The organism is Rheinheimera sp. (genome assembly GCF_030690345.1).
GTDB lineage: Bacteria > Pseudomonadota > Gammaproteobacteria > Enterobacterales > Alteromonadaceae > Alishewanella.
Genome location: NZ_JAUYGV010000006.1, coordinates 935,287 through 958,907 on the forward strand (window position 1 = coordinate 935,287; position 23,621 = coordinate 958,907).

At 50.0% G+C, this 23,621-nt stretch carries 21 protein-coding genes; 9 read left to right on the plus strand and 12 right to left on the minus strand.

What is annotated here, in order from left to right:
* Window positions 1-11 precede the first annotated feature (11 nt).
* Complete coding sequence (secB, locus tag Q8O77_RS08830; protein ID WP_305552488.1) at window positions 12-500, plus strand: protein-export chaperone SecB; 489 nt, start codon at window positions 12-14, stop codon at window positions 498-500.
* Between the two features lie 3 nt (window positions 501-503).
* Window positions 504-1,511 (plus strand): NAD(P)H-dependent glycerol-3-phosphate dehydrogenase, encoded by a 1,008-nt coding sequence (gpsA, locus tag Q8O77_RS08835; RefSeq protein ID WP_305552489.1) that lies wholly within the window; start codon window positions 504-506, stop codon window positions 1,509-1,511.
* A gap of 6 nt (window positions 1,512-1,517) precedes the next feature.
* Here the strand turns inward: gpsA and Q8O77_RS08840 are convergent, their stop codons facing one another.
* The 5 genes from Q8O77_RS08840 to Q8O77_RS08860 form a co-directional block, all read right to left on the minus strand.
* The gene (locus Q8O77_RS08840; RefSeq protein WP_305552490.1) at window positions 1,518-3,368 is read right to left on the minus strand and encodes a bifunctional diguanylate cyclase/phosphodiesterase; all 1,851 of its coding nucleotides are present in this window, start codon (window positions 3,366-3,368) and stop codon (window positions 1,518-1,520) included.
* Between the two features lie 84 nt (window positions 3,369-3,452).
* Window positions 3,453-3,920, minus strand: a complete 468-nt coding sequence (gene trmL / locus Q8O77_RS08845) for a tRNA (uridine(34)/cytosine(34)/5-carboxymethylaminomethyluridine(34)-2'-O)-methyltransferase TrmL (RefSeq protein ID WP_305552491.1) — start codon at window positions 3,918-3,920, stop codon at window positions 3,453-3,455.
* A gap of 39 nt (window positions 3,921-3,959) precedes the next feature.
* The gene (locus tag Q8O77_RS08850; RefSeq protein WP_305552492.1) at window positions 3,960-4,976 is read right to left on the minus strand and encodes an alpha/beta fold hydrolase; all 1,017 of its coding nucleotides are present in this window, start codon (window positions 4,974-4,976) and stop codon (window positions 3,960-3,962) included.
* A gap of 18 nt (window positions 4,977-4,994) precedes the next feature.
* Window positions 4,995-6,371, minus strand: a complete 1,377-nt coding sequence (locus tag Q8O77_RS08855; RefSeq protein ID WP_305552493.1) for an ATP-binding protein — start codon at window positions 6,369-6,371, stop codon at window positions 4,995-4,997.
* The gene (locus Q8O77_RS08860; protein WP_305552494.1) at window positions 6,368-7,063 is read right to left on the minus strand and encodes a response regulator transcription factor; all 696 of its coding nucleotides are present in this window, start codon (window positions 7,061-7,063) and stop codon (window positions 6,368-6,370) included. Before Q8O77_RS08860 ends, Q8O77_RS08855 begins: the two co-directional genes overlap by 4 nt.
* A gap of 137 nt (window positions 7,064-7,200) precedes the next feature.
* Here Q8O77_RS08860 and Q8O77_RS08865 point away from each other — a divergent pair, with 137 nt between their 5' ends.
* Entirely contained in the window at window positions 7,201-7,659 is a 459-nt protein-coding gene (locus Q8O77_RS08865; RefSeq protein ID WP_305552495.1) for a Spy/CpxP family protein refolding chaperone, read from the plus strand.
* Between the two features lie 82 nt (window positions 7,660-7,741).
* On the opposite strand, the gene glnG is transcribed toward Q8O77_RS08865, so the two are convergent.
* From glnG to glnA, 4 genes are all read right to left on the minus strand, one after another.
* Window positions 7,742-9,151 carry a nitrogen regulation protein NR(I) gene (glnG, locus tag Q8O77_RS08870; RefSeq protein ID WP_305552496.1) on the minus strand — a complete coding sequence of 470 codons (1,410 nt, stop codon included), beginning with the start codon at window positions 9,149-9,151 and terminating at the stop codon, window positions 7,742-7,744.
* 4 nt (window positions 9,152-9,155) lie between these two features.
* On the minus strand, window positions 9,156-10,232 hold the full coding sequence (gene glnL, locus Q8O77_RS08875) for a nitrogen regulation protein NR(II) (RefSeq protein ID WP_305552497.1): 1,077 nt from the start codon (window positions 10,230-10,232) through the stop codon (window positions 9,156-9,158).
* 78 nt (window positions 10,233-10,310) lie between these two features.
* Complete coding sequence (locus Q8O77_RS08880; RefSeq protein ID WP_305552498.1) at window positions 10,311-10,829, minus strand: DUF4124 domain-containing protein; 519 nt, start codon at window positions 10,827-10,829, stop codon at window positions 10,311-10,313.
* 124 nt (window positions 10,830-10,953) lie between these two features.
* Window positions 10,954-12,363: a glutamate--ammonia ligase gene (gene glnA / locus Q8O77_RS08885; RefSeq protein WP_305552499.1), complete on the minus strand. Its 1,410-nt coding sequence runs from the start codon at window positions 12,361-12,363 to the stop codon at window positions 10,954-10,956.
* 347 nt (window positions 12,364-12,710) lie between these two features.
* Between glnA and typA the strand changes: the two genes are divergently transcribed.
* A complete protein-coding gene (gene typA / locus Q8O77_RS08890) occupies window positions 12,711-14,540 on the plus strand; it encodes a translational GTPase TypA (RefSeq protein WP_305552500.1) in 1,830 nt (609 codons plus the stop codon).
* A 117-nt stretch (window positions 14,541-14,657) separates the two neighbouring features.
* Here typA and Q8O77_RS08895 read toward each other — a convergent pair whose 3' ends face one another.
* Window positions 14,658-15,641, minus strand: a complete 984-nt coding sequence (locus Q8O77_RS08895; protein ID WP_305552501.1) for a hypothetical protein — start codon at window positions 15,639-15,641, stop codon at window positions 14,658-14,660.
* A 236-nt stretch (window positions 15,642-15,877) separates the two neighbouring features.
* On the opposite strand from Q8O77_RS08895, the gene Q8O77_RS08900 reads away from it, so the two are divergent.
* From Q8O77_RS08900 to Q8O77_RS08920, 5 genes are all read left to right on the plus strand, one after another.
* Complete coding sequence (locus Q8O77_RS08900; RefSeq protein ID WP_305552502.1) at window positions 15,878-16,777, plus strand: virulence factor BrkB family protein; 900 nt, start codon at window positions 15,878-15,880, stop codon at window positions 16,775-16,777.
* A complete protein-coding gene (gene dtd, locus Q8O77_RS08905) occupies window positions 16,778-17,215 on the plus strand; it encodes a D-aminoacyl-tRNA deacylase (protein ID WP_305552503.1) in 438 nt (145 codons plus the stop codon).
* A gap of 40 nt (window positions 17,216-17,255) precedes the next feature.
* The gene (locus Q8O77_RS08910; protein ID WP_305552504.1) at window positions 17,256-18,170 is read left to right on the plus strand and encodes a bifunctional GNAT family N-acetyltransferase/hotdog fold thioesterase; all 915 of its coding nucleotides are present in this window, start codon (window positions 17,256-17,258) and stop codon (window positions 18,168-18,170) included.
* A complete protein-coding gene (locus Q8O77_RS08915; protein ID WP_305552505.1) occupies window positions 18,167-18,967 on the plus strand; it encodes an NAD(P)H-binding protein in 801 nt (266 codons plus the stop codon). Before Q8O77_RS08910 ends, Q8O77_RS08915 begins: the two co-directional genes overlap by 4 nt.
* Window positions 18,968-19,084: 117 nt before the next feature.
* Entirely contained in the window at window positions 19,085-19,699 is a 615-nt protein-coding gene (locus Q8O77_RS08920; RefSeq protein ID WP_305552506.1) for a restriction endonuclease, read from the plus strand.
* A gap of 194 nt (window positions 19,700-19,893) precedes the next feature.
* Here the strand turns inward: Q8O77_RS08920 and Q8O77_RS08925 are convergent, their stop codons facing one another.
* Entirely contained in the window at window positions 19,894-21,924 is a 2,031-nt protein-coding gene (locus Q8O77_RS08925; RefSeq protein ID WP_305552507.1) for a methyl-accepting chemotaxis protein, read from the minus strand.
* A 157-nt stretch (window positions 21,925-22,081) separates the two neighbouring features.
* Window positions 22,082-23,617, minus strand: coding sequence for a histidine ammonia-lyase (gene hutH / locus Q8O77_RS08930; RefSeq protein ID WP_305552508.1), 1,536 nt, complete (start codon window positions 23,615-23,617; stop codon window positions 22,082-22,084).
* Window positions 23,618-23,621 lie beyond the last annotated feature (4 nt).

A 23,621-nucleotide genomic window follows, 5' to 3' on the forward strand; every position in this document is an offset into this window, starting at 1 on the left:
TAGGAATTATCATGGCCGAACAACAAGCAAACGGCGTTGCAACTGAGCAGCAGGGTTTACAGTTTTCTATTCAACGTATTTTCGTAAAAGATATTTCTTTCGAAGCGCCTAATGCGCCGGCCATCTTCCGTAAAGAATGGAAACCGGAAGTTAAACTGGATTTGGATACCCGCAGTGAAAAGCTGGAAGACAATGTTTATCAGGTGATCCTGTCGCTGACAGTTACGACCACTGTAGAAGGCGAAACGGCGTTTTTATGTGAAGTGCAGCAAGCCGGTATTTTCTCTATTGGCCAGTTAGAAGATGCGCAAATGGCGCATATGCTGGCGTCATTTTGCCCTAACATGCTGTTTCCCTACGCCCGCGAAGCGGTGTCTAACCTGGTAAACCGTGGTACTTTCCCACAATTGAACCTGGCACCGGTTAACTTTGATGCCTTGTTTGCCCAATACCTGCAGAAGCGTCAGGCTGAAGTGCAGGATACCAGAGCAGACGCTTAAATAATGCAAGCTTCAGCTATTGCTGTAATAGGGGCGGGGTCTTATGGCACCGCTCTGGCTATTTGTCTGGCGCGTAACGGTAATTCCATCAGTTTATGGGGCCGTAACAGCGATGACATTGCGTTAATGGCGCAACAACGCTTAAACCAAAAATATCTGCCGGATATCCGTTTGCCTGATTCTTTGCAGGTTACTGATAACCTGGCAGATGCCGCAGGCAGCAGCCGCGACATTCTGCTGGTGGTACCAAGCCATGCCTTTGCGCAAACGCTGCAACAAATTAAACCTTTTTTGCAGCCCAATGCCCGTGTGGCCTGGGCCACTAAAGGTCTGGAGCCTGAAACCGGTCGGTTATTGCAGGACGTAGCGCGCGACATTTTGGGTGAGGCTGTGTCATTGGCGGTATTCTCGGGGCCAACCTTTGCCAAAGAGATGGCACTGGGCATGCCGACGGCCATTTCGTTGTCTTCTACTGACCCGGAGTTTATTACTGAGCTGTCAGACTTATTGCATTGTGCAAAAAGTTTCCGCGTGTATACCAATCCTGATTTTATCGGCGTGCAACTGGGTGGCGCCGTAAAAAACGTTATTGCTATCGGCGCCGGTATGGCAGACGGTATCGGTTTTGGTGCCAATGCCCGTACCGCGTTAATTACGCGTGGTTTAACAGAAATGTGCCGCTTGGGTTGTGCGTTGGGAGCAAAAAAAGACACCTTTATGGGTATGGCCGGGTTGGGCGATTTAGTTTTAACCTGCACTGACAACCAGTCACGTAACCGCCGTTTCGGGTTGTTGCTGGGCCAGGGCAAAGCAGTTGATGATGCGATGCAGAGCATTGGTCAGGTGGTTGAAGGCTATCGCAATGCGAAAGAGGTATTCAACCTGGCGCAGCGTGTCGGGGTTGAAATGCCGATCACTGAGCAAATTTATCAGGTGCTGTACCAGGGTAAAGACGTTAAGTTAGCAGCGCTGGATTTATTAGGCCGTGAAAAACGCGACGAAGTAAGTTAACCCGGGTTAACTTACTTCTTTGCGCACCAGCTTATTTTCTTTGGCCAATAACGCCGGGATTTCAGCAGCCGGCAGGGCCTTGCTGAACAAGTGCCCCTGCAAAATATCACAGCCCATCACATGCAGCAGATAAGCCTGCATCTCATTTTCAATACCGGTCGCAATAACATCCAGTTGTAAATAAGACGCCAGTCTGATCAGGCTGGCGGTGATATTGCGCTGCTGTTCGTTATGTTCCATATCTTTAATAAAGCCGGGCGCAATTTTAATACTGTGCAGCGGGTATTGACGCAGCACCGACAGTGAAGACACGCCCTGGCCGAAATTGTCCAGCGTTAAATGAAAACCAAGAGTTGTTAACTGCTTCAAAGTATTATGGATATTGGTGTCAGGCTGCAAAAAAATATCTTCGTGCAATTCCAGTTCAAACTGCTCTGCAGATAGGCCGGTTACGGATAACTGGTTACTGAGTGTGGCGACAAAATCGGCCTGACGAAAGCTCTGGCTGGCAATATTTAATGAAATACGGCCGCGATTAATGCCGGTTTGTTGCCAGTATTGTAATTGCTCACAACATTTTCTGAATGTCAGCCGGTCCAGCGCTATCAGTAAGCCGGTTTCATCAGCAACATTGAGAAAAGATGCCGGTGACAACACGCCGCGTTTCGGGCTGTGCCAGCGCAATAATGCCTCGTAGCCAACCACACGGTTGCTGCCGATGCTCAGCCTCGGCTGATAGTGCACATCAAACTCGCCCTGCAACAGCGCTTTTTGCAACTCGGTTTCTAAACTCTGATACTCCGGTGCCCGTTGCTGTACCCGGGTATTAGCAAACAGCAGCGCATCGCTGCCCAGTTTTGCCGCCCCGGTTAAGGCCCGCTCTGCTTCGGCCAGCAGGGCTGCCGGGGTGTGGCCATCAAGCGGATACAAGCTGATGCCGATCAGGGTTTGTAACGATGCCTTCGCAGCCGGCTCACCTAATTCAGCGGTTAAACCCAGTAGTTTATGTGCCAGCCGGTTCAGGCTTATTTCTACCTGACCGTCACACAGTTGCGGTGGCAACAGCACGGCTAAGGTATCCTGGCTGTAGCGCGCAGCAACACAGCCTTGAGGAATTTGTTGCAGCAATGTACCGCTGATTTTACCTATCACATTTTGCAGCAGTATATGTTGTTGGTTATCTGCAGCCAGCAGTTGGTTAAATTTAATTAACAGCAGCGCGCATTGCGGCTGCTTGCTGTTGCAACTACTAAGCAGGGTTTGCAGATAATCTTCCAATAACAATGGGCTGAGCAAACCGGTTTCAGCATCATGCATAATACGGTGCGTCAGTTCCTGCTGTTGTTGTTTCAAGCGGCTGATATTGCGGCCCACCAACAAATAACAAGCCGGCGGCTGTGTTGTGGCGGTGACAGACAGCGATAAAGCGATTCTGGGGCGGTGCTCACCGGCATCCAGCCAGGCTTCACCTTGCCAGTTACTGAGCTGGTTAGCATCCTGCAGCAACAGCTGTTCACCGTGAGCATTCTGATACAGTGCCAGCGGTGCTGATGGCGCTCTGTGTTTGTCAGGCAATAAAGCGCTGAAAGCCGGGTTGAGATAGCCCGGACTGAGATCCTCGGTAACAATGGCAATAAGATCGTCAGATTGCTGTAAAAAACCCTGTAACACACTGTGTTTGGCTAAGATGTCGTTATGGCGTCGTCGCAGCTTGCTGTTATATAACGTCAGCACTACGATTAGCAGCAGTAATACAGCTATGGCTATGCCATTTTGCCAACCTGTACCGGCTTGATTAGCAAAAGCCGGCATGGCGGGGAGCAGAGCAGACAAAAGCAGCCAACAATGCAGCGGCATAGTCTTAACATCCTTGTTATCGATTTAAACGCCATTAAATATAGCTGTAGTCTGTTTGGATATGCAAATGCAATAGCAGCCTATTTACGGCCGTGCGCCGCTATAACCGAGTTGGCGCCATGATTCGTATACAAAAACAGCCACCGCATTAGACAAATTCATTGAGCGGCTGTTGGCCGTCATTGGAATGCGCAACCAGTGCTGCGCCGGCATTTGTTGCAGTACTTCTGCCGGCAAACCGCGGCTTTCCGGGCCGAAAACCAGCGCATCGTTGGTCTGATACTGAACCTCACTGTGCTGGCGCTGACCTTTAGTGGTGCAGGCAAATATCCGTGGCGGTGCCACAGTGTTCACAAAATGGGCAAAATCCGCGTGGCGTTGCACTTGAGCAAATTCATGGTAATCCAGCCCTGCGCGTTTAATGCGTTTGTCATCCCAGGCAAAACCCAGTGGCTCAATCAGGTGCAACCGGTAACCGGTATTAGCGCAAAGTCGGATAATATTGCCGGTGTTGGGCGGAATTTCCGGTTCAAACAATACAATGTGCAACATGATAAACTCCAGAGTAACAAGGTGCGCAGTGTAACAAATTCAGTCGTGTACCGGCAGCGCTGCCAGAAAACTATTGATGGCGTTAATAGCCTGCTGCCTGAGCTCATCCGTTTCCATAAAAATTTCATGTCTTGCGCCGGCTAACCTGAGCTGTTGATGCAGTACCGTGTCAGGCAGTTGCCGGTACCACTGATTCTGCGCATGGTTGCTGACTACCTTATCTGCACCGGCCTGTAACAGCAGCACCGGGGTATGCCATTGTGCGGCGCTTTGCTGTAATTGCCGCATAGCTGAAATGGCCGCGCTAACCCATTGTGTGGTAACGCCTCCCAACTGAGCTTGCGGCAGTTCGCGATAGCGTTGCAGCAGCCACTGATAGCGCTCTGCACAGCTGGTTAAAGGGTTGTTGTTGAAGTCTTTTTCGCGATAATCACTTTGGCCGGGGAAGTACCACGGCTGTTTTGTCAGCGCGCGGTTTACTGCACCAAAAGCCAGCGCAATGGATTCTGCCAGCCGCGCCGGCACCAACCCGGTATAAATGCCCAGCATGGGTGAGGCTAAGATAGCGGCACAAAACGGATGCGTGTGCTGCTGCAGATAGCCGGCCAGAATAGCACAGCCCATCGAATGCCCCAGTGCTATATAGCGCTGGTGGCCGGACGGTATAACCACGTGCTCTACAAATTGCGCTAAATCGTGTTGATATAACGAAAAGTCGGCGACGTAACCTTTATGCGGGTTGCACAGTTCGCGTTGCGACAGGCCCTGGCCCCGATGGTCCAGCAGAAATACGCTGTAGCCGGCCTGTACCAGTTCAAAGCACAGCTCGGCGTATTTCACCGCCATTTCCATCCGGCCACTGCTGATCAGTACCGCATGTTTAGCGCCCGGCACCTGGTAGCAGTAGTAACTCAGTTGTAGCTGGTCATGAGTTGTCAGCACGGCACAGGTCATTTGCTGCCAAAAAGGCTGTAACTGTGTTTGCCAGCGTTCGCTCAGCTGTGCTGCCGTGCCCAAAGGTTGTACTGGTGCAAATTCAACAGTGTTGCTTGCCACCGCGCGGCTCCGTCTTGCTTAATCAAAGCCGCAGTTTAACGGTAACCGCAGCCTGATACAAAGTCCGCCGTCATTTCGTGTCTCTGCGCTGACGGTACCTTTATGCTGGCGCACTATCTGTGCCACTATAGCCAGGCCCAGCCCGGTGCCGCCGGTGTTGGCATTACGGCTGTTTGATACGCGGTAAAACGGTTCAAACACGGCTTCCAGTTGCTCTGCGGCTATGCCCGGGCCTTGATCACAAATGGTTAATTGCAACTGATGCTGTTGTTGCTGCAAGGTGCAGTTGATGTCGCTGTGCGCCGGACCATATTTAATGGCATTGCGCAGAATATTCTCTATCGCCCTGGCCAGTAAGCGGCTGTCGGCGATAATTTCTGTCACATCCGGAGCTGTCAGTTGAATAGTTTGCTGTTTGGCGTCGGCTTCTACTTTATTAACATCGATGATATCGGCCAGCAGTTCGCTCAGGTCAAAGCGCTGCAGTTGCAACTGATATTGGCCGGCATCGAGTTTGCTGAACGTCAGCAGCTCATCAAGCATGGCATCCAGCCGGTCCAGTTCCTGTTTTAACCGCGGTAATTGCTCCATGCTTTGCTGGCGCTCAGTCAGGCCAAGCGCCAGTTGCGCTCTGGCCAGCGGCGAGCGAAGCTCATGTGATATATCGCGCAGCAGCCGTTGCTGATTGGTCAGCAGGGCGCTGATACGCTCGGCCATAGTATTAAAGCTGTGGCCAAGCCGGCCTAATTCGTCTTTGCGTTTTATCAGGCCGCTGACTCTGCTGTTTAATTTACCATCGGCAAATTCCAGATTGCGCAGCAGTAGTTCACGTAACGGCCGCGAAATAGACAACGCCAGAATTAAACTGGCGACAGCAGAAATAAGCAGGGTGAACAGCAATAACACGTGTTGCGGTATTTCGCTTAAGCGCCACCATGGCTGGGGCGGGCGTTGGCGTTTTTGATACAGCGCCAGGTTCTCCTCGCCCAGTTGCAGTAAAAACGGCCCTGCCAGCGAGGTATTGTTGTGCTTTAGCCAGCGCGGCCGCGATAGCTGAGATAATTCCGTCAACCAGTTCTGATCAAAATCCCGCGGTAATAAACCGGGAGTTAACACGCTATTGCTGTCTGCGTTGATTACCAGCCAGCGGTTAGGCCGGTGTTGTTGTATCCTGGCAATCAGTTCACTGCTGTTACGACTGTCAGCAAACGGCTGTATTTGTTTTTGCAATTGTTGGGCAATATTGTGCGGCAGCCGGCGGATTTCAGTTTGTTCAACTAAAGCGCGCGACAGCGCCAGGGTGCCAAATACCGCCGTTAACAGCACCAGCCAGAACCAGAGAAAGATGCGCCCGGCCAGATAGTGAAATGGGTTTAAGTGCTTTAACCAGCTCATGGCTGCCCCTGTAAAAACAGATAGCCACTGCCACGCAGAGTTTGAATTTTTTCATCAGAGCTAAACTGGCCCACCTTTTTACGGATATTACTGATATGCATATCCAGGCTGCGGTCGTACATTTGCAGGCGTTTACCCAGAACCTCACGGCTAAGCTCGTCTTTACTGACTACTTCACCGGCATGGCGCATCAGCACTTCCAATAACTGAAATTCGGTCGCGGTTAACGCCACGGCTTGTCCGTTGCAGCTGAGTTGACGGTTGTGCGGGTTCAGTACCAGGCCATTAATGCTCAGCACAGTGTTTTGCCCGGGTGATGGTGCTTTGGTTAACTCTACGCGGCGCAAAATAGCTTTGATGCGGGCCACCAGCTCGCGCGGGTTAAACGGTTTAGCGAGGTAATCATCTGCGCCTAACTCTAAACCGACGATACGATCGACATCATCGCCGCGAGCCGTCAGCATCAGCACCGGACAATATTGACCGGTGCGCAGCGCTTTTAATACCGACAGACCATCCATACCCGGCAGCATCACATCCAGCAGAATAAGCTGATAATTGCCGCTTTGTGCCAGCTCCAGCCCCTGGTTGCCATTGTGGGCGGCACTGAACTGAAAACCGTCCAGCGCCAGATATTCAGCCACTAATTCGCACAGGCCGGTGTCGTCATCAATCATCAAAATTGCAGGCATAACCACTCCTTCTTTGTGTAGAGTTTACCCAATGTCAGCAGGCTGCAATATACCTTTACAGAATCTTTACCCTGAGTTTGCGCTGCTTTGCATTGGCTGTTTTATGCTTAGCCTGTCTTAATAAAGGAGTGTATCCGATGAAAGTATCAAAACTGATTTTTGCTTTAGGCTTACTTACTGCCGCCAGCCTGCCCGGTATTGCTGTAGCCCATGAACACAAAGCGGCAGGCTATGAACACGGCCGCCATATGCAGCATGCTCCTATGAAGCGCATGTTGGCCGGACTGGAACTGACTGATAGCCAGCGGGAACAGATCAAGCAACTGATGCAGCAACACCGTAGCGAACAAAAAGCTACCAGGGCTGGCAACACTGAGCGTCAGCAAATGCGTGATTTACTGGCTGCAGATACCTTTGATGAAGTAGCTGCACGTCAACTGATAGCAAAGCAGCAACAACAAGCAGCAGACAAACGTCTGGCGGCGATGAAATTACAACATCAGGTATTACAGCTGCTGACCGATGAACAACGTCAACAGCTCAATGAAAAACGGCAGAAATGGCAGCAAAAAAAGCAGCAGCGCAGCAATTCCTGAAATATTTACGTTGAGCACAACACAGTAGGCGTTTCTTACAGCAAACAGCAGGCCGGTGCGTTTTAACGCCCGGCCTTGCTATTTATTCTATATCCAGCTCTTTTAGTTTACGCGTTAGCGTATTACGCCCCCAGCCCAGGCGTTTAGCTGCTTCTTGCTTATGGCCGTGGGTGAACTGCAGTGCTTGTTGCAGCACTGTACGTTCAAATTCCGGCCCGGCTTCGGCCAGAATGTTCTCTTCGCCGGCATTCAGTTTATGGCTTATCCAGCCGGCCAGTAATTCCTGCCAGCTACCGTTGCTGCCGTTAATGTTAACCACCGGTGCTTTAGCGGGTGTGGTGAGCTCCGGTGGTAAGTCGGCAACCACTATATGTTTGCCGCTGGCCATTACGGTAAGCCAGCGACAGGTGTTTTCCAGCTGGCGTACGTTGCCGGGCCAATCCAACTGGCTTAAAAACTGTTCCGCTTCTTTGGTCAGGGTTTTGGCTTCGACATTCAGCTCTTTTGCCGCTTGCAGTAAGAAATGCTGCGCCAGTTTGGCAATGTCTTGCTTACGTTCGCGTAGCTGCGGTAAATGCACGCGGATCACATTCAGCCGGTGAAATAAGTCTTCGCGAAACTTGCCTTCGCTGACCAGTTGTTCCAGATTCTGGTGCGTGGCGGCAATAATACGCACATCCACACCAATGGCCTGATGGCCGCCAACACGATAAAACTGGCCATCGGCCAGTACGCGCAGCAAGCGGGTTTGCACGTCCAGCGGCATATCGCCGATTTCATCGAGAAACAAGGTGCCGCCGTCGGCTTGCTCAAAACGGCCTTTACGCAGATTATTGGCGCCGGTAAAAGCGCCTTTTTCATGGCCAAACAGCTCTGACTCAATCAAATCTTTCGGGATAGCAGCCATATTCAGCGCAATAAACGGCTGCTCGACACGCGGGCTGTGCTTATGCAAGGCGCGGGCAACCAGTTCTTTACCGGTACCGGATTGGCCATTAATTAACACGCTGATACTGGAACGGGCAAGGCGGCCGATAGCACGGAATACTTCCTGCATCGCAGGCGCTTCACCGATAATTTCCGGTGATAACGCCGGTGCAGCTGCTTTGTGTTTGGGCTGGCGCGCTTTAGCGTGCTCCAGCGCCCGGCTAATCAGCGCTACAGCGTCGTTTACGTCGAAGGGCTTGGGTAAATACTCAAAGGCGCCGCGCTTAAAGGCATTAACCGCGCTGTCTAAATCTGAATGTGCTGTCATGATGATCACCGGCAGCTCCGGTGCCAGTTCTTGCAGCCGGGTGAGTAACGCCATGCCATCAGTACCCGGCATACGGATATCCGATACCACTACCGCAGGCTGATCATACTCCAGCCGCTGCAACATTAAATCGGCAGAGGCATAGCTTTCACATAAAATATCCGCCCGTGCCAGGGCTTTTTCCAGCACCCAACGGATAGAATTGTCGTCATCAATAATCCACACAGTATGACTCATTAGTTCAATCCTCAGTGTCTGCAATTGGCAGGTATAGGGTAAATTCGGTATGGCCCGGCCAACTGTCGCAATCAATCCAGCCACCGTGTTGGTGGATCAGCGTTTGGCCGATAGATAAGCCCAACCCGGTGCCGCCGGCTTTACCGCTGACCATAGGGTAAAACAGGGTGTCTTTAATATCGTTCGGGATGCCCGGGCCGTTGTCGATCACGCGGATCAGGGCCACCAGTTTGTAGCGTTTGCCGTGCAGTGTGTGTTGGTGCAGTACTCGGCTTTGCAGGCAAATAGCCGGTTGCGGCGTATGTTCCAGAGCTTGCTGCGCATTACGGACAATGTTCAGTAATGCCTGTTCGAGCAACTCAGGGTCAAAAGCGAAATCCGGTATGCTGGGATCGTAGTCGCGGCTGAATTGCACCTGGCCCGGGTTATCCATCAGGGCTAACTGGCGCACTTGCTCTATCATCTGATGCAGGTTGCTCTGGACACGCTGTGCCGGACGATAGGGCCCGAGCAACCGGTCGACCAGGTTTCGTAACCTGTCGGCCTGAGCGATAATCAGTTGAGTGTATTCTTTTAACTCATCGGATAAGGTTTCTTCCAGCAATTGCGCCGCGCCACGCAGTCCGCCGAGAGGATTTTTTATTTCATGTGCCAGGCCGCGGATCAGCTCACGCGCGGCCAGGTGTTGGTGCTGTTGCAGGCTTTCCAGGCTGATTTTGCGTTGCTGGTCAACATGGCGGATTTCCAGTAGCAGGTGGCCGGCCGGGTTTTCACTGATGGTAACGGAGATATCCAGCAGCAAATGGCGACCATCGGCCAGCACCGCCTGTACATCACTGACACCAAAACCCTGTTTACTGCTCAGTGCGCTGGAAAAATGTTGGCTGCTGATATCGATGTGTTGAAACAGCTCAGGGAAATATTGCGCAGATAAACGTTTTTCACCCAACCCCAGTACTGCACAGCAGGCGGTATTAAAGTAACGAATGGTTAAATCCGCATCCAACAGCATTATTGCTGTGGTCAACTGCTCAGTAATGTGTGCGTATAGCTGTTCTGTCGGTATTGTTATATCAGTCACTGTTTCACCCTTTGCACCAAATTGGTGCGCTAAGTTGACAGTGTAATTCAGTTCAGACTGAATTGCATAGCATACGCACTAATTTGGTGATATTGCCGAGGCTCTATGTAAATAGAAGGTCGTTACAGGACTTGTTGCAATAAGCTTGCCGTTTTGATCAAAAAGTTCCATCTGCAGTTTATGTTCGCCACGTTCTACGTCACGCAGAATAAATACCGCATTGTTTTGTGGTTCTACTCTTGCCTGGCCATCAATTAATAAACGCACGCGAAGGCCACGTTGAAACATCGGACTGATTTTGCCGGAAACATATACCGAGCCGGTATTATCGCGCACTGTACCCTGATCTTCAGGTTGGACTATTTCTACGGTAAAGGGATCAACCGGCGGCGCTTTACGTGCCGGCAGGGTGGGATCTGTTGCTTCCATAATATTGGCACGGCTGGATAAATTCAGCTCTTCAGCGCCAGGCTGCGGGCTGTCAGAAAATACCAGCACGCCATTGGCGTCACGGGTAACAAAGACTTTTTTACTGTCCTGCGCCATTATCGGCATAGCAGCAAACAATAATATTAAAATAAACAATACTTTATTCATTGGTTAGCTGAGATCCATTTTATATTTATTATTGTTGTTCCATCGCGCTACTCTAGCTTGCTTTGTGTTATTTTTCTACAAAAAAAAAGCTCACCGAAGTGAGCTTTTTTATCAGCCTACGGCGTTAAACGCTGTAATACAGTTCAAATTCCAGCGGATGAACGGCAACGGCCACTTTGCGGGCTTCAGCGCGTTTAATGTCGATATAGGCATCGATCATCGCATCAGACATTACGCCGCCTTTAGTAAAGATAGCGCGATTTTTATCCAGCTCGTTCAGGGCTTCTTCCAGTGAGGTTGAAACCTGTGGAATGTTAGCTGCTTCTTCGGCCGGTAAGTCGTACAAGTCTTTATCCATAGCATCGCCGGGGTGGATCTTGTTCTGGATACCGTCCAGACCAGCCATCAACTGAGCTACAAAAGCCAGGTATGGGTTAGCTGCCGGATCCGGGAAGCGGCATTCAATACGACGGGCTTTGGCGCTCGGTACCAATGGAATACGGATAGACGCTGAGCGGTTTCGCGCAGAGTAAGCCAGCATTACCGGTGCTTCAAAGTGTGGTACTAAACGCTTGTACGAGTTAGTCGACGGGTTGGTAAAGGCGTTAATGGCCTTAGCATGTTTAATAATACCGCCGATGTAATACAAGGCTGTTTCAGACAGACCGGCATATTTATCACCGGCAAACAGGTTTACGCCGTCTTTTGCCAGAGATTGGTGACAGTGCATACCTGAACCATTATCACCTACCAAAGGCTTCGGCATAAAGGTTACGGTTTTACCGTACAGGTGTGCGACGTTATGAATAACATACTTAAGTTGCTGCACTTCATCAGCTTTCTTGGTTAAGCTATTGAATTTAGTTGCAATCTCGTTCTGGCCGGCAGTGGCAACTTCATGGTGGTGCGCTTCAACGGTTTGACCCATCTCTTCCAGCACCATACACATGGCGCTACGGATATCGTGGCCTGAATCTACCGGTGGTAACGGAAAGTAACCACCTTTTACGCCAGGGCGGTGACCTTTGTTGCCATCTTCATAGCTGGTGCCTGAGTTCCATGCCGCTTCAGTAGAGTTAATTTTAAAGAAAGATCCTGACATCGTGGTTTCAAAACGAATGTCGTCAAACATAAAGAATTCCGGCTCAGGGCCAAACAGCACAGTGTCGGCAATACCGGTAGATTTCAAATACTCTTCGGCGCGTTTAGCGATAGAGCGCGGGTCACGGTCGTAGCCCTGCATGGTGCTTGGCTCGATAACGTCACAGGTAATGTTTAACGTGGTTTCTTCAAAAAACGGATCCAGTACCGCTGTAGAAGCGTCCGGCATCAGGATCATGTCTGAGTCGTTAATACCTTTCCAGCCGGTAATAGAAGAGCCGTCAAACATCTTACCGTCCTCGAAAAAATCTGCGGTAATTTGGTTAACAGGAACAGTCACATGCTGCTCTTTACCTTTGGTGTCGGTAAAACGTAAATCTACAAACTTCACTTCATTTTCTTTAATTAAACTCAGTACAGATGATGCAGACATGCATTCCTCCAATTAATCTGTTTTGAACTGATTTAGCGGTGTTGCGCCATTAAATGCCAGATATATGCCAATCATCTAAGTGTTTGAATATAAATTATATTTATTGCCACGGTGCGCCATGCTGCAATTATGTTGCACCATTGTGGTGCTGCAGCGCTTTATTCTGGTGCGCGACAGGCAGGGGTAAGTGTAGCTGTATATTGCCCCGCTGATAAAAAAAATCGCCGAAACCGCAGTTGCTGTTTTTCTTTCCGGGTAAAAACAGAGTAGAATATGCGCCCTTTAGTTTCAGTTAGTTTTGCCTGGTGGTCATTACGGTCATCTAGTGCCACAGAGGATATATTTACATGAGCGTTACCGCGACCTACTTAGAAAAGCTGCGCAATGTTGCCATTATTGCGCACGTTGACCATGGTAAAACCACTTTGGTTGACAAACTGCTGCAGCAGTCTGGCACCTTCGACGCCCGCGCCAAATTACAGGAGCGCGTAATGGATTCGAATGCGCAGGAATCTGAGCGCGGTATAACTATCCTGGCAAAAAACACTTCGGTGCGCTGGAATGGTTACCACATTAACATCCTGGATACGCCGGGCCACGCCGACTTCGGTGGTGAAGTAGAGCGCGTACTGTCAATGGCCGATTCAGTATTACTGTTAGTTGATGCCGTTGACGGCCCGATGCCGCAAACCCGTTTTGTAACGCAAAAAGCCTTCTCGCACGGTTTAAAGCCGATTGTTGTTGTGAACAAAATTGACCGTCCGGGCGCACGTCCGGATTGGGTTATCGACCAGGTATTTGACCTGTTTGATAACTTAGGTGCCACTGACGAGCAGTTAGATTTCCCTATCGTGTACGCCTCGGCATTAAACGGCTGGGCAACACTGGACTACAACGAGCCAAAAACGGATATCACTGATCTGTTTGAAGCCATTGTAAAACACGTAGCACCGCCGTCAGTTGAGCTGGACGGCGAAACCCAGCTACAGGTATCACAGCTGGACTATTCCAGCTACCTGGGTATTATCGGTATCGGCCGGATTAAACGCGGCAGTTTAAAATCGAACCAGCAGGTTACCATCGTGGGTGCTGACGGCAGCAAACGTAACGGTAAAGTAGGCCAGGTATTCGGTTACTTAGGCCTGGAGCGCGTTGAAACGGCAGAAGCGAATGCCGGTGATATCGTGGCTTTTACCGGTTTGGGTGAGCTGAAAATCTCTGACACTATTTGTGCCACCACTAAAGTAGAGGCGTTGCCTGCACTGCAGGTCGATGAACCTACTGTTACCATGACATTCCAGGTAAATACCTCACCTTTCGCCGGTAAAGAAGGTAAGTTTGTTACCTCGCGTCAGATTTTAGAACGTTTAACCAACGAGCTGAAACACAACGTAGCCCTGCGGGTTGAAGAAACCGAAGATGGTGATAAGTTCAAAGTATCCGGCCGTGGTGAATTGCACCTTGGTGTACTAATTGAAAATATGCGTCGCGAAGGTTTCGAATTAGCCGTATCACGCCCTGAAGTAATCATGAAAGTGGTAGACGGCGCGAAAATGGAACCGATGGAAAACGTCACTATCGACTGTGAAGAGCAGAACCAGGGCTCTATCATGGAACGTATGGGCGAGCGTAAAGCTGAAATGACCAATATGCAGCCAGACGGTAAAGGCCGTATCCGGATGGACTTCCTGATGCCAAGCCGCGGTTTGATTGGTTTCCGTACCGAGTTTATGACCATTACCTCAGGTACCGGTTTGATGTACCACAGCTTTGACCACTACGGTGCGCACAAAGGTGGCACTATCGGTCAGCGCACCAACGGTGTAATGATTTCCAACGCCATGGGTAAAGCGGCCGGTTATGCTATTTTCTCCTTACAGGAACGTGGCCGGATGTTTATCAGCCATGCGGAAGAAGTGTACGAAGGTCAGGTTATCGGTATTCACAGCCGTAGCAATGACTTAACAGTTAACTGTTTGAAAGGTAAACAGTTAACCAACGTACGTGCTTCCGGTACTGATGAAGCCATCAACCTGGTACCGCCAATCCGTTACACCCTGGAGCAGGCATTAGAATTTATTGACGACGACGAGCTGGTAGAAGTAACACCTAAGTCTATCCGTATCCGTAAGCGTCACCTGACAGAAAACGATCGTAAACGCGCCAGCCGCGGTTAATTCCGTTTAGCGAGCTAACAAAAGCCGGCATTGATGCCGGCTTTTTTGTTAGTTTAAAACCCCATCTTCTATAGAAGATGGGGTTTTTCTGACAATACGGGAGTTGAACTACCGGCATCAGTAGCTATTTAATTGACTCAGTATATTGGCATAATCACTACCCTTTATCCGGCTGCGGTGCTGATCTTGCCAAGTGTTGTACAATGCTTGCGCTTGATTGGCAGCAAAATACTCACCATATAAAGCGAAATCAAAGCGCTTGCTGCGGTTGGAAAGTGAATCGGTTACGGTGTAAGCGCAGTTACGGCGAAATGAAGGTGTGACCTCGAAGTTATAGTCGTTCTCCCAGCCTGACGGTAGTTGCTCCTGTTTGGTTTGCTTGTCAGAATGAATTATTATTCCGCTACAATCGCCTGTCGGCCCGGTCAGAGTTATTGAGCGAGAGATTTTACTGTCTGCTGCAGAACCAAGCTGAGATAATTTAGTGGCAAGCGAGCGTGAAATTGTCCTTGCATACGCTTCAGAATATCTGTTCTTCAATACGTTTTCTGTCATCACCGACATGGTTAGCGCTGCAACTAAGCCGTAGCTGTTAGTCAAATAGAAACTGGTTGGATTATACTCAGTGTCAAATGCATGATGCAGCCGTAGGCTATTGACGTCATTTGACAACAAGGTAAGAAGCAGCAAATCCTCAACATCGTTATTAAGAATTTCGTGATAGTCATTTAGATTGGCCGATACTGTGTTGAATGCTGCGCGGAATTGCGCCACGTCAGAGCGTAAAATTGCGTCACGCACTATTGCTTGTATCTGAGCTAACGAGTCTTCATGTAACATAACAATGCTGGGACCAGCGGAACCGCCAGAGCCAAATAGCGCCTTTTTAATAAACGACTTCGCTTTTGATATTAAAGCACTTTTTGCTTCGGCCAGTATGAAAGCACCTACGGCTTGGATCACAGCAGGTTGTATCTGCTGAGTTTGTTCTGCTAAGGTCGTATTTTTTTGAGTTTGCAGTACTGTTGATTGATCTGCGTTCGTAAGAAAGCTAGCGGATAAAAACGTGGTGGCAATAGCTATTTTTTTTAATTTAAACATTGGGATCCCTAAATCATTTGTTCAGTTGTTAGTAAAGTTGTTTCGCCTAAAGAGGCGCTGAATACGTTATAGAAAATTCGACTCTATAAAATTATTTAAATGTGATTAAAATGTGATTAAAGTGTGATTTTTTGTTTCGACGCAATGCTCCGGTTACTGATGACTCACTGAGGAGATGCTGATTAGAGGACAGATTGTGTGGCAATCACGCCGTTACGTTATACAGGTAGGAATGAATGAATAAATTAAGCTGGTCAAACCGTCTGTCCATTGCTTTGCGTTTTATAAAACTCTATATCCAGCGTTGTCAGCAGGATCAAATTGGCATGATTGGCGGTTATCTGGCTTATATCTCGCTATTGTCTGTGGTGCCTTTGATCGCAGTAATGTTTTCCATGTTGAGTGCTTTTCCGATGTTTGGAGAATTTCGTCAGGCCATTGAAGCTTTTGTTTACGCCAATGTTATCCCTTCACGTGGCGAAGAAATTCAAACCTACATTAACCAGTTTATCGGCAATACCGGTGGCATGACGGCAATAGGCATCACGGCACTGGTGGTTGTTGCCTTGCTGCTTATTCATAATATTGATAAAACGCTGAATAAAATCTGGCGGGTAAGCAAAAGGCCAAGGCCGGTTATCTCATTTTCTATCTACTGGATGATTTTGACCTTAGGGCCCATTTTGTTTGGCTCATCCATCGCGGTAACATCTTATCTTATCAGGCTAACCCGCTTTGCTGAAGGTTACACTCCGGGGTTGTCTACCTTGCTGTTGGGTGTGGTGCCGTATCTGATGTCGTTACTGGCATTTTTTCTGTTGTATCTGGTGGTGCCGAATATCAAAGTCCGCAGCCGGCACGCTTTTTTTGGTGCCTTGCTGGCGATGATATTGTTTGAATTATCCAAACGCGGTTTTGCGCTTTACGTAACACATTTCCCGGCCTACGACACCATCTATGGTGCGCTGGCATTAGTGCCTATTGTTTTTGTCTGGGTGTACCTGTGCTGGCTGGTGGTGTTGTTGGGCGCTGAGCTTACCGCTTTGTTGCAGCAAATTGCCGCCGATACAGAAAAGGCCGACAGTGATGATCCTGATCAAAACAACCCGGATGATGAATCAGAGGTAGTAGTGTAGATGAAGGCACTTATTCAACGTGTTAGTGCAGCTGCAGTATGGGTTGAAGGCAATACTATAGCGCAGATTGATCATGGTTTACTGGTATTGCTTGGCGTTGAGGCCGGTGACGATGCGGCAACTACAACCAGGCTGGCGCATAAAGTTTGCCATTACCGCGTGTTTTCTGATGCTGACGGTAAGATGAATTTAAACGTACAGCAGGCCGGTGGCAGCGTGTTGGTGGTATCGCAGTTCACCCTGGCAGCAGATACCAACTCGGGCTTAAGGCCCAGCTTTACACCCGCAGCAGTGCCTGACAAAGCCGACCAGCACTACCTGGCCTTTGTGGCATATTGCCGCTCACTTGGCTTGAACACTGTTACCGGGCAATTTGGCGCCGATATGCAAGTTAGCCTGACTAACGATGGCCCCGTGACTTTTTTACTGCAGAACTGATTTTTCAAAACTGCACAGCTGATTTTCCGGAGTAGTACCTATGCGGCATTGGCAATTACGCTCACCTCAAACGCCAGAAGAATGGCAAGGTTATTATCAGCTACGCTGGCAAGTACTGCGTGCTCCCTGGCAACAGCCGCCCGGGTCGGAGCGCGACGAGCTCGAAGCTCAGGCTTATCATCTGATGTTGATGACAGCTGAAGGTAAGATTGCTGCTGTCGGTCGCTTACATCAGTTAGAGCAGGGCGGTGCCCAGATACGCTATATGGCGGTAGCCGAAGAGTATCAGGGTAAAGGGGCCGGCAGTAAAGTGTTAGCGGCGCTGGAGATGCAGGCGGTGCAATGGGGCTGTAGTTATATCAGCTTAAATGCCCGTGATACGGCACTGCAGTTCTACCAACGCCAGGGCTATCTGCAAGCCGGCGCTGCCCCACAGTTGTATGGTATTGCGCATGTTGTGATGCAAAAACGCATCCGGCTGGCAGGTACCGCGCAGCAGCATCAGTTGTGGTGCAAACAGCTGGCAGACACCTGGCAACGTACGATACCGCTAAGTCAGTATATGCAGCTTGCCATCAGCAACTTTGACGGCAACGAACTATGTTGTGAAGCACCGCTGGCGCCGAATATTAACCTGCACCAGACCATGTTTGCCGGCAGCATTTATGCGCTGGCGACCTTAACCGGTTGGGGCATGCTGTATTTACAACTTCAGGCGCTGGGATTGCATGGTGATCAGGTATTGGCGGACGCGAGTATTAATTATCGTAAGCCGGTTGCGGCAGAGCCGCAGGCGCGCTGTGCATTACAGCATTGTAGTGGGGCATTAACCGCATTAGCTGAGGGGCGCAAAGTGGTACAGCAAATCAAAGTACAGATTTTTTCTGCCGGCGAGCTGGCGGCAGAGTTTAATGGTCGTTACGCGGTGCTGCCGGCACACAGGGGAGCGCGATGAAAATTGTTATTGTCGGCTGTGGCTGGTTAGGGCAACAACTGGCAGCCGTGCTTAGCAGTACCGGGTATCAGGTATATGCCAGCCGACGCTCTGCAGCCGCATTAGCAGATTTACCGCCCGGTGTAACAGGTATAACGCTGGATCTGAACCAGGCCGTGGTTACCGATGCGGCGCTAAACAGCATTTTCCATGCTGCTGTTGTTATCTGTGCTATTGCGCCGGGCCGTCAGCAGCCGGGCAACAATTACGTGCAATCACTGCAGCGGTTAAACGCAGTGATGCAACAAGCTGGCAGCCGGGCCTTGCTGCATTTTAGCTCCAGCGGTATTTATCAGGGTCTGGATGGTGATGCGGATGAAACTGCGGAACTGCAATTGCAGCACCCCAGGGTACAGTTACTGGCCGGCGGTGAACAAGCATTGCAGCAATTCGGCTGTTGTATCACATTGCGTCTGGCGGGCTTAATGGGGCCGGGCCGCCACCCCGGACGTTTTGTCGCCGGTAAAACTTTGCCGGACCCCGATGCGCCGGTTAATATGCTGCACAGCAATGATATAGTCGCGGCAGTGCAAAGTATATTAGCGCAGCCGGCGTTCAGCCCCGCTATTTATAACCTGTGTTGCCCCGAGCCTGTATCCAGACGGATTTTCTATCAGCAGGCAGCGGTGCTGGCTGGCAGTGAGGTAGAGTTTGCATTACACACCGACACTCAGCGGCGGGTTAATCCACAGCGTTTTATTGCGCAATACGGTTTTCACTATCGTTATCAATCAGCTTGTGACGCTTTAACAGACTGATATTGCTGATATAAACAGCAGACAATGTTTTTATAATGCATTTATCAGCTTCCTGTTAAGAAAAATTCCGGCGCTGCGCTGATACTGAACGCTCAACAAAAGGGCGTTGAGGTCGTTATGAAAAATAAATGGTTGCTTGTTTCTTCTGTCAGTACCGCACTGGGAATTGTTGCGGGCACTGTGTACCTGTTCTTCGCTGAGCATTCTTTGCTGCAAAGCAACAACAGTTGGGTGCTGTCGGCATTCTGGTCTGCTTTTATGCTGTGGAGCTTTGTGCTGATGTTCGTTGTCGCACTTTTGTTTAATGTGTTGGCTTTTTTGGAACTGGATGAACAGCACAAGCTATTTGGTCTGGCATTGCCACTGCGGGCGTTTCTGTCTTCAGCTGACAAAAAGCAGCAGTTCTTGCAAGACGCAGAGCACTTTTTGCAGCGCTTAGGTAAATTGTCTCATTCCCCAAGAGTCAGCCCGGAATACCGCTGCTTACAAGCTGAGCAGGAGAAGCTGGTTTATTTGCAGCAAGACGACCAGGCAGTAGACATTAATCAGATCAGAGCTTTGTTTCAGCAGATGCTGGCAGCAGATTTCAGCAGTGGCATTATTGTCAGCTATGCCGGTTTCAGTAGCCAGGCGTGGATCTTTGCCCGCGAAGCCAATATTGAATTACTGGACGCCAGAAGTTTAAAGAAACAGCAAAAGTTACAGCGCCAACAACAATTTGCTATGGTTTAATGTCGATATCATCTTTTCATCGGGTTTTTTGTTGCTATTTTGGCACTATGGATAGCGAAAGGAATCAACAAAAAACACTGGGATGAGAAAATACTTCCTGCTGGCTGGACTTTGTCCAGCCTTTTTCTTTGCTATAACTTAAGTGACAAGTGACAAGTGACAAGTGACATGCATCAAAAGTATCAAAATATTGCTCAGGAAACTTTAAAGGCGCTGGCGGCTTTTGTCAGCCCGGCAGCGAGGGTAGATACGCCATCACTATGCTGCAAGGTACGCTGGGCTTTTTCGCTGCTAACCTGAGCAACTTCGATCATCTGTTGCATATTGCTGTTGATATCATTACCCAGCTTCAGCTGCGTTTCTGTTGCTGCATTAACGCGGTTGCTGATATCCCGGGTTTGCGCCAACGCCTGGTTAACCAAGCTTAAGGAAGCAACCAGATCCAGTGTTTGTGCTACACAGCTATCGGCATCAGCTTTGCCGTCGGTAATGGCAGCGACAGCTTGCTTACTTTGCAGCTGCAGTGTTTCTATCATTTGGCGTATTTCATCCGTGGCCTGTTGGGTGCGTCCGGCTAAAGAGCGCACTTCATCAGCTACTACTGCAAAGCCACGGCCTTGCTCACCGGCGCGGGCTGCTTCTATTGCAGCATTAAGTGCCAGTAAATTGGTTTGCTCGGCAATACCGCGAATGGTGGCCAGTATGCCACCAATGTTATTTGCTTCGTCATTTACTCTGCTCATCACCGCACTGGTTTCGGTCAGCTGGCCGGCTAACCGCGTGATCAGCTGTTTGTTTTTACCGGCAATAGCATCTATTTGCGTGCCTTGTTCCAAAGCTCGCTGCATAGCGCGGGTACTTTCGGTCGATTGCATGGCAATATCACGGGTACTGTCGGCTAATTGCCGCGTCACGTCATTCACCAGCTCTATTTGTTGCTGTTGGTGTTGCAGCGAGTCATTAATTTCGCCAACTTCATACGCGGATTGTTTGGCATTACCATTTAACTCCCCGGCATTATGCTGAATATTCACAATCAGTGCGCTTAAAGCGTTGGTCAGACTGTTTACTTTGGCGGCCAGGGCGCCAAATTCGTCCTGGTTGCTAATTATGAGTTTGCGGCTTAAATCACCTTTGGCTATATCGCCTAATACCTTGTTAATGCCGGCCAGCGGACGCAACATGGCATTAATGGTTAAGTATGCGGCTGCCACTGCCAGTATGATCAACACCAACATCAGGCTAAGGGTTCGGGTGTTGCCGGAGCTGACCGCATCAGATACTTTCTGTTGCAAGGCATTAAACTGTGCATCGGCTGCCGCAAGGAGCTGGTCCAGCGCCGAAATAACCTGTTCTACACTGCGCTCAGACAGGCTGAGTTGGTTGCGGCCTTGTTGTTGCGCAGCAACCTGTTGCAGTTTCAGGCTGGCCAGGCTTTCGCTGGCCTGTAATTGTGTGGTGAGATCGGCTAATTGTGCGGTGACATCTTGCCATAAGCCGCCGGTATCGCGGTTGGCTACCAGATTGGCCATATAGTCGATATTGACCTGCATATCGCTTAAGGCAAAACCAATATTCTCCTGTCCGGCTTCTGCTGCGGCCTGCTCAGTATAATTGCTTACCTCTTTTAAGGTATTCAGCAACCCCAGCAACTGGCCGTCAATACGGTTAGCTGTGCCGGCAATTAACTCCATTTGCTGCTCGCTGCCGGGCAGCTCCAGATAAGAAATATCCAGCAAATTGGCGCCAATATTATCGATAGCCTGCTCCAACTGCGAAAATTCAGCCAGCACGCGGTGCTGCAAAGCATTGCTTTGCAGTCTGGCATTAAACATGCTGCTGACAGCCGCGGCATATTGCTGATAGCGGTTGTCGGTATCGCTGAGAGTTTGGCTAAAGGTCTGGCTGCCGGCGGTAAGAGTGGCTAAGGTAGCCAGTTGCTGACGTAAAGTTTGGCTGCCGGTATTAAATTGCTGCTGATAGCTGCTTATATCGTCGTCAGTTTCTGCGGTATAACCCAGCGCTGATAGCTTGGCCAGTTTTAATAACTGAATTTGTGCAGCGTTACTGTGTTGCTGCACCGGCACGGCCAGTTGATTAACCTGATCTCCGGACTGGCTGATAGCCGAGAAGCTGAATAACGCCGAGCCACTGGACAACAACAGTAATATAGCTATAAAGCCAAAACCAATAATGACTTTATGCGCAACTTTTAATTTGATCACTGAGCTGAACTCCGCACTGTCGCTGAGCCTTAACCATAGACAGCAGCTGCTTGATAAACAAGCTGAAGTTAACAAAGAAAGCGGTACTGGTCCAGCCAGTAAAGAGGTACATGAACGAAAAGAGGGCGGCAGCACCAAAATGGTGCTGCCGTATAACTCAGAAGCTACATAACAGGTTTTGCGGTAACAGCGCGTTTAACTGACGCTGGCGCAGTAAGTTGGCGCTTTGTTCAATATCCGGCGCAAAGTAGCGGTCTTCACCGTAAAAACTTACCTGTTCGCGCAGGTAGTGTTTGGCTTGCTCGATAGCCGGGGTCGATTTTAGCGGAGCGCGAAAATCCAGGCCCTGGGCTGCAGCCAGATATTCTACTGCTAATACGCCAACGGTATTTTCCGCCATATCAGCTAAACGCCGTGCCGCAAAGGTGGCCATGGACACATGGTCTTCCTGGTTAGCCGAAGTTGGCAGGCTGTCTACCGAAGCGGGATGCGCCAGGCTTTTGTTTTCCGAGGCCAGCGCCGCTGCGGTTACCTGGGCAATCATAAAGCCGCTGTTTACGCCACCGTTGGGTACTAAGAACGCCGGTAACTTACTTAACGTCGCGTCAATTAACAGCGCCATGCGCCGCTCAGATATAGCGCCGATTTCGGCAATCGCCAGCGCCAGGTTATCTGCCGCCATCGCCACCGGTTCGGCATGAAAGTTACCGCCGGACAAAATGTCGTTGTCATCGGCAAACACCAGCGGGTTGTCGGTAACACCGTTAGCTTCCACAGCCAATACTTCTGCCGCCTGGCGGATCTGCGTTAAACAGGCGCCCATTACCTGCGGTTGGCAGCGCAGGCTGTAGGGGTCCTGTACTTTCTCGCAGTTATGATGCGCTTCGCCGATTTCTGAGGTAGTGCCCAGCAGGTGGCGGTATATAGCGGCGGCATCGATTTGACCACGCTGGCCACGGGCCTGGTGAATGCGGTCGTCAAACGGTGAGCGGCTACCCATGGCAGCTTCTACGCTCATGGCACCAATTACTGTGCCTGCGGCAAATAAGTCTTCTGCTTTAAATAAGCCTTCCAGTGCCAGCGCGGTAGATGCCTGGGTACCGTTAAGCAGCGCTAAGCCTTCTTTGGCTGCTAAGGTTACCGGCTCAAGACCGGCAAAACCCAGGCCTTCACGTGCATCATAAATTTGGCCTTTATAGCTGACTTCGCCTTCGCCAATCAGCGGCAACACCATATGTGACAGCGGCGCTAAATCGCCGGATGCACCTACGGAGCCTTTTTTCGGAATGCAGGGGTAAACTTCGGCGTTCACCAGTTTAATCAGCGCTTCAATCACCGACAGGCGAATACCGGAAAAGCCGCGGGCGAGGGAGTTAATTTTCAGCACCATTAATAGGCGGACTGTGCTGTCATCCATAATGTCGCCAAAGCCGGCAGCATGGGATAACACGATAGAGCGTTGCAGTAATTCCAACTCTTCGTTTTTGATCCGCGTATTGGCCAGCAAGCCAAAACCGGTATTAATGCCATACACCACACGGTTTTGTTTAATAATATCGGCGACACAAGCAGCGGATTTTTCAATACCGGCTATGGCAGAGTTGTCGAGGCTCAGTTCAACCGGACCTTGCTGTACCTGGCGTAATTGCGCCAGTGTCAGGGTGCCCGGCACTAAATTCAGTTTAAAACTCATGTTG

Bases quoted from the DNA above. Each gene is read 5' to 3' on its own strand.
- Q8O77_RS08840 (WP_305552490.1), bottom strand. From the start codon at position 3,368: ATGCCGCTGCATTGTTGGCTGCTTTTGTCTGCTCTGCTCCCCGCCATG.
- glnA (WP_305552499.1), bottom strand. From the start codon at position 12,363: ATGTCTGCATCATCTGTACTGAGTTTAATTAAAGAAAATGAAGTGAAG.
- Q8O77_RS08865 (WP_305552495.1), top strand. From the start codon at position 7,201: ATGAAAGTATCAAAACTGATTTTTGCTTTAGGCTTACTTACTGCCGCC.
- typA (WP_305552500.1), top strand. From the start codon at position 12,711: ATGAGCGTTACCGCGACCTACTTAGAAAAGCTGCGCAATGTTGCCATT.
- trmL (WP_305552491.1), bottom strand. From the start codon at position 3,920: ATGTTGCACATTGTATTGTTTGAACCGGAAATTCCGCCCAACACCGGC.
- Q8O77_RS08880 (WP_305552498.1), bottom strand. From the start codon at position 10,829: ATGAATAAAGTATTGTTTATTTTAATATTATTGTTTGCTGCTATGCCG.
- dtd (WP_305552503.1), top strand. From the start codon at position 16,778: ATGAAGGCACTTATTCAACGTGTTAGTGCAGCTGCAGTATGGGTTGAA.
- gpsA (WP_305552489.1), top strand. From the start codon at position 504: ATGCAAGCTTCAGCTATTGCTGTAATAGGGGCGGGGTCTTATGGCACC.
- Q8O77_RS08910 (WP_305552504.1), top strand. From the start codon at position 17,256: ATGCGGCATTGGCAATTACGCTCACCTCAAACGCCAGAAGAATGGCAA.
- hutH (WP_305552508.1), bottom strand. From the start codon at position 23,617: ATGAGTTTTAAACTGAATTTAGTGCCGGGCACCCTGACACTGGCGCAA.
- glnG (WP_305552496.1), bottom strand. From the start codon at position 9,151: ATGAGTCATACTGTGTGGATTATTGATGACGACAATTCTATCCGTTGG.
- Q8O77_RS08855 (WP_305552493.1), bottom strand. From the start codon at position 6,371: ATGAGCTGGTTAAAGCACTTAAACCCATTTCACTATCTGGCCGGGCGC.
- secB (WP_305552488.1), top strand. From the start codon at position 12: ATGGCCGAACAACAAGCAAACGGCGTTGCAACTGAGCAGCAGGGTTTA.
- Q8O77_RS08915 (WP_305552505.1), top strand. From the start codon at position 18,167: ATGAAAATTGTTATTGTCGGCTGTGGCTGGTTAGGGCAACAACTGGCA.
- Q8O77_RS08895 (WP_305552501.1), bottom strand. From the start codon at position 15,641: ATGTTTAAATTAAAAAAAATAGCTATTGCCACCACGTTTTTATCCGCT.
- Q8O77_RS08920 (WP_305552506.1), top strand. From the start codon at position 19,085: ATGAAAAATAAATGGTTGCTTGTTTCTTCTGTCAGTACCGCACTGGGA.
- Q8O77_RS08900 (WP_305552502.1), top strand. From the start codon at position 15,878: ATGAATAAATTAAGCTGGTCAAACCGTCTGTCCATTGCTTTGCGTTTT.
- Q8O77_RS08860 (WP_305552494.1), bottom strand. From the start codon at position 7,063: ATGCCTGCAATTTTGATGATTGATGACGACACCGGCCTGTGCGAATTA.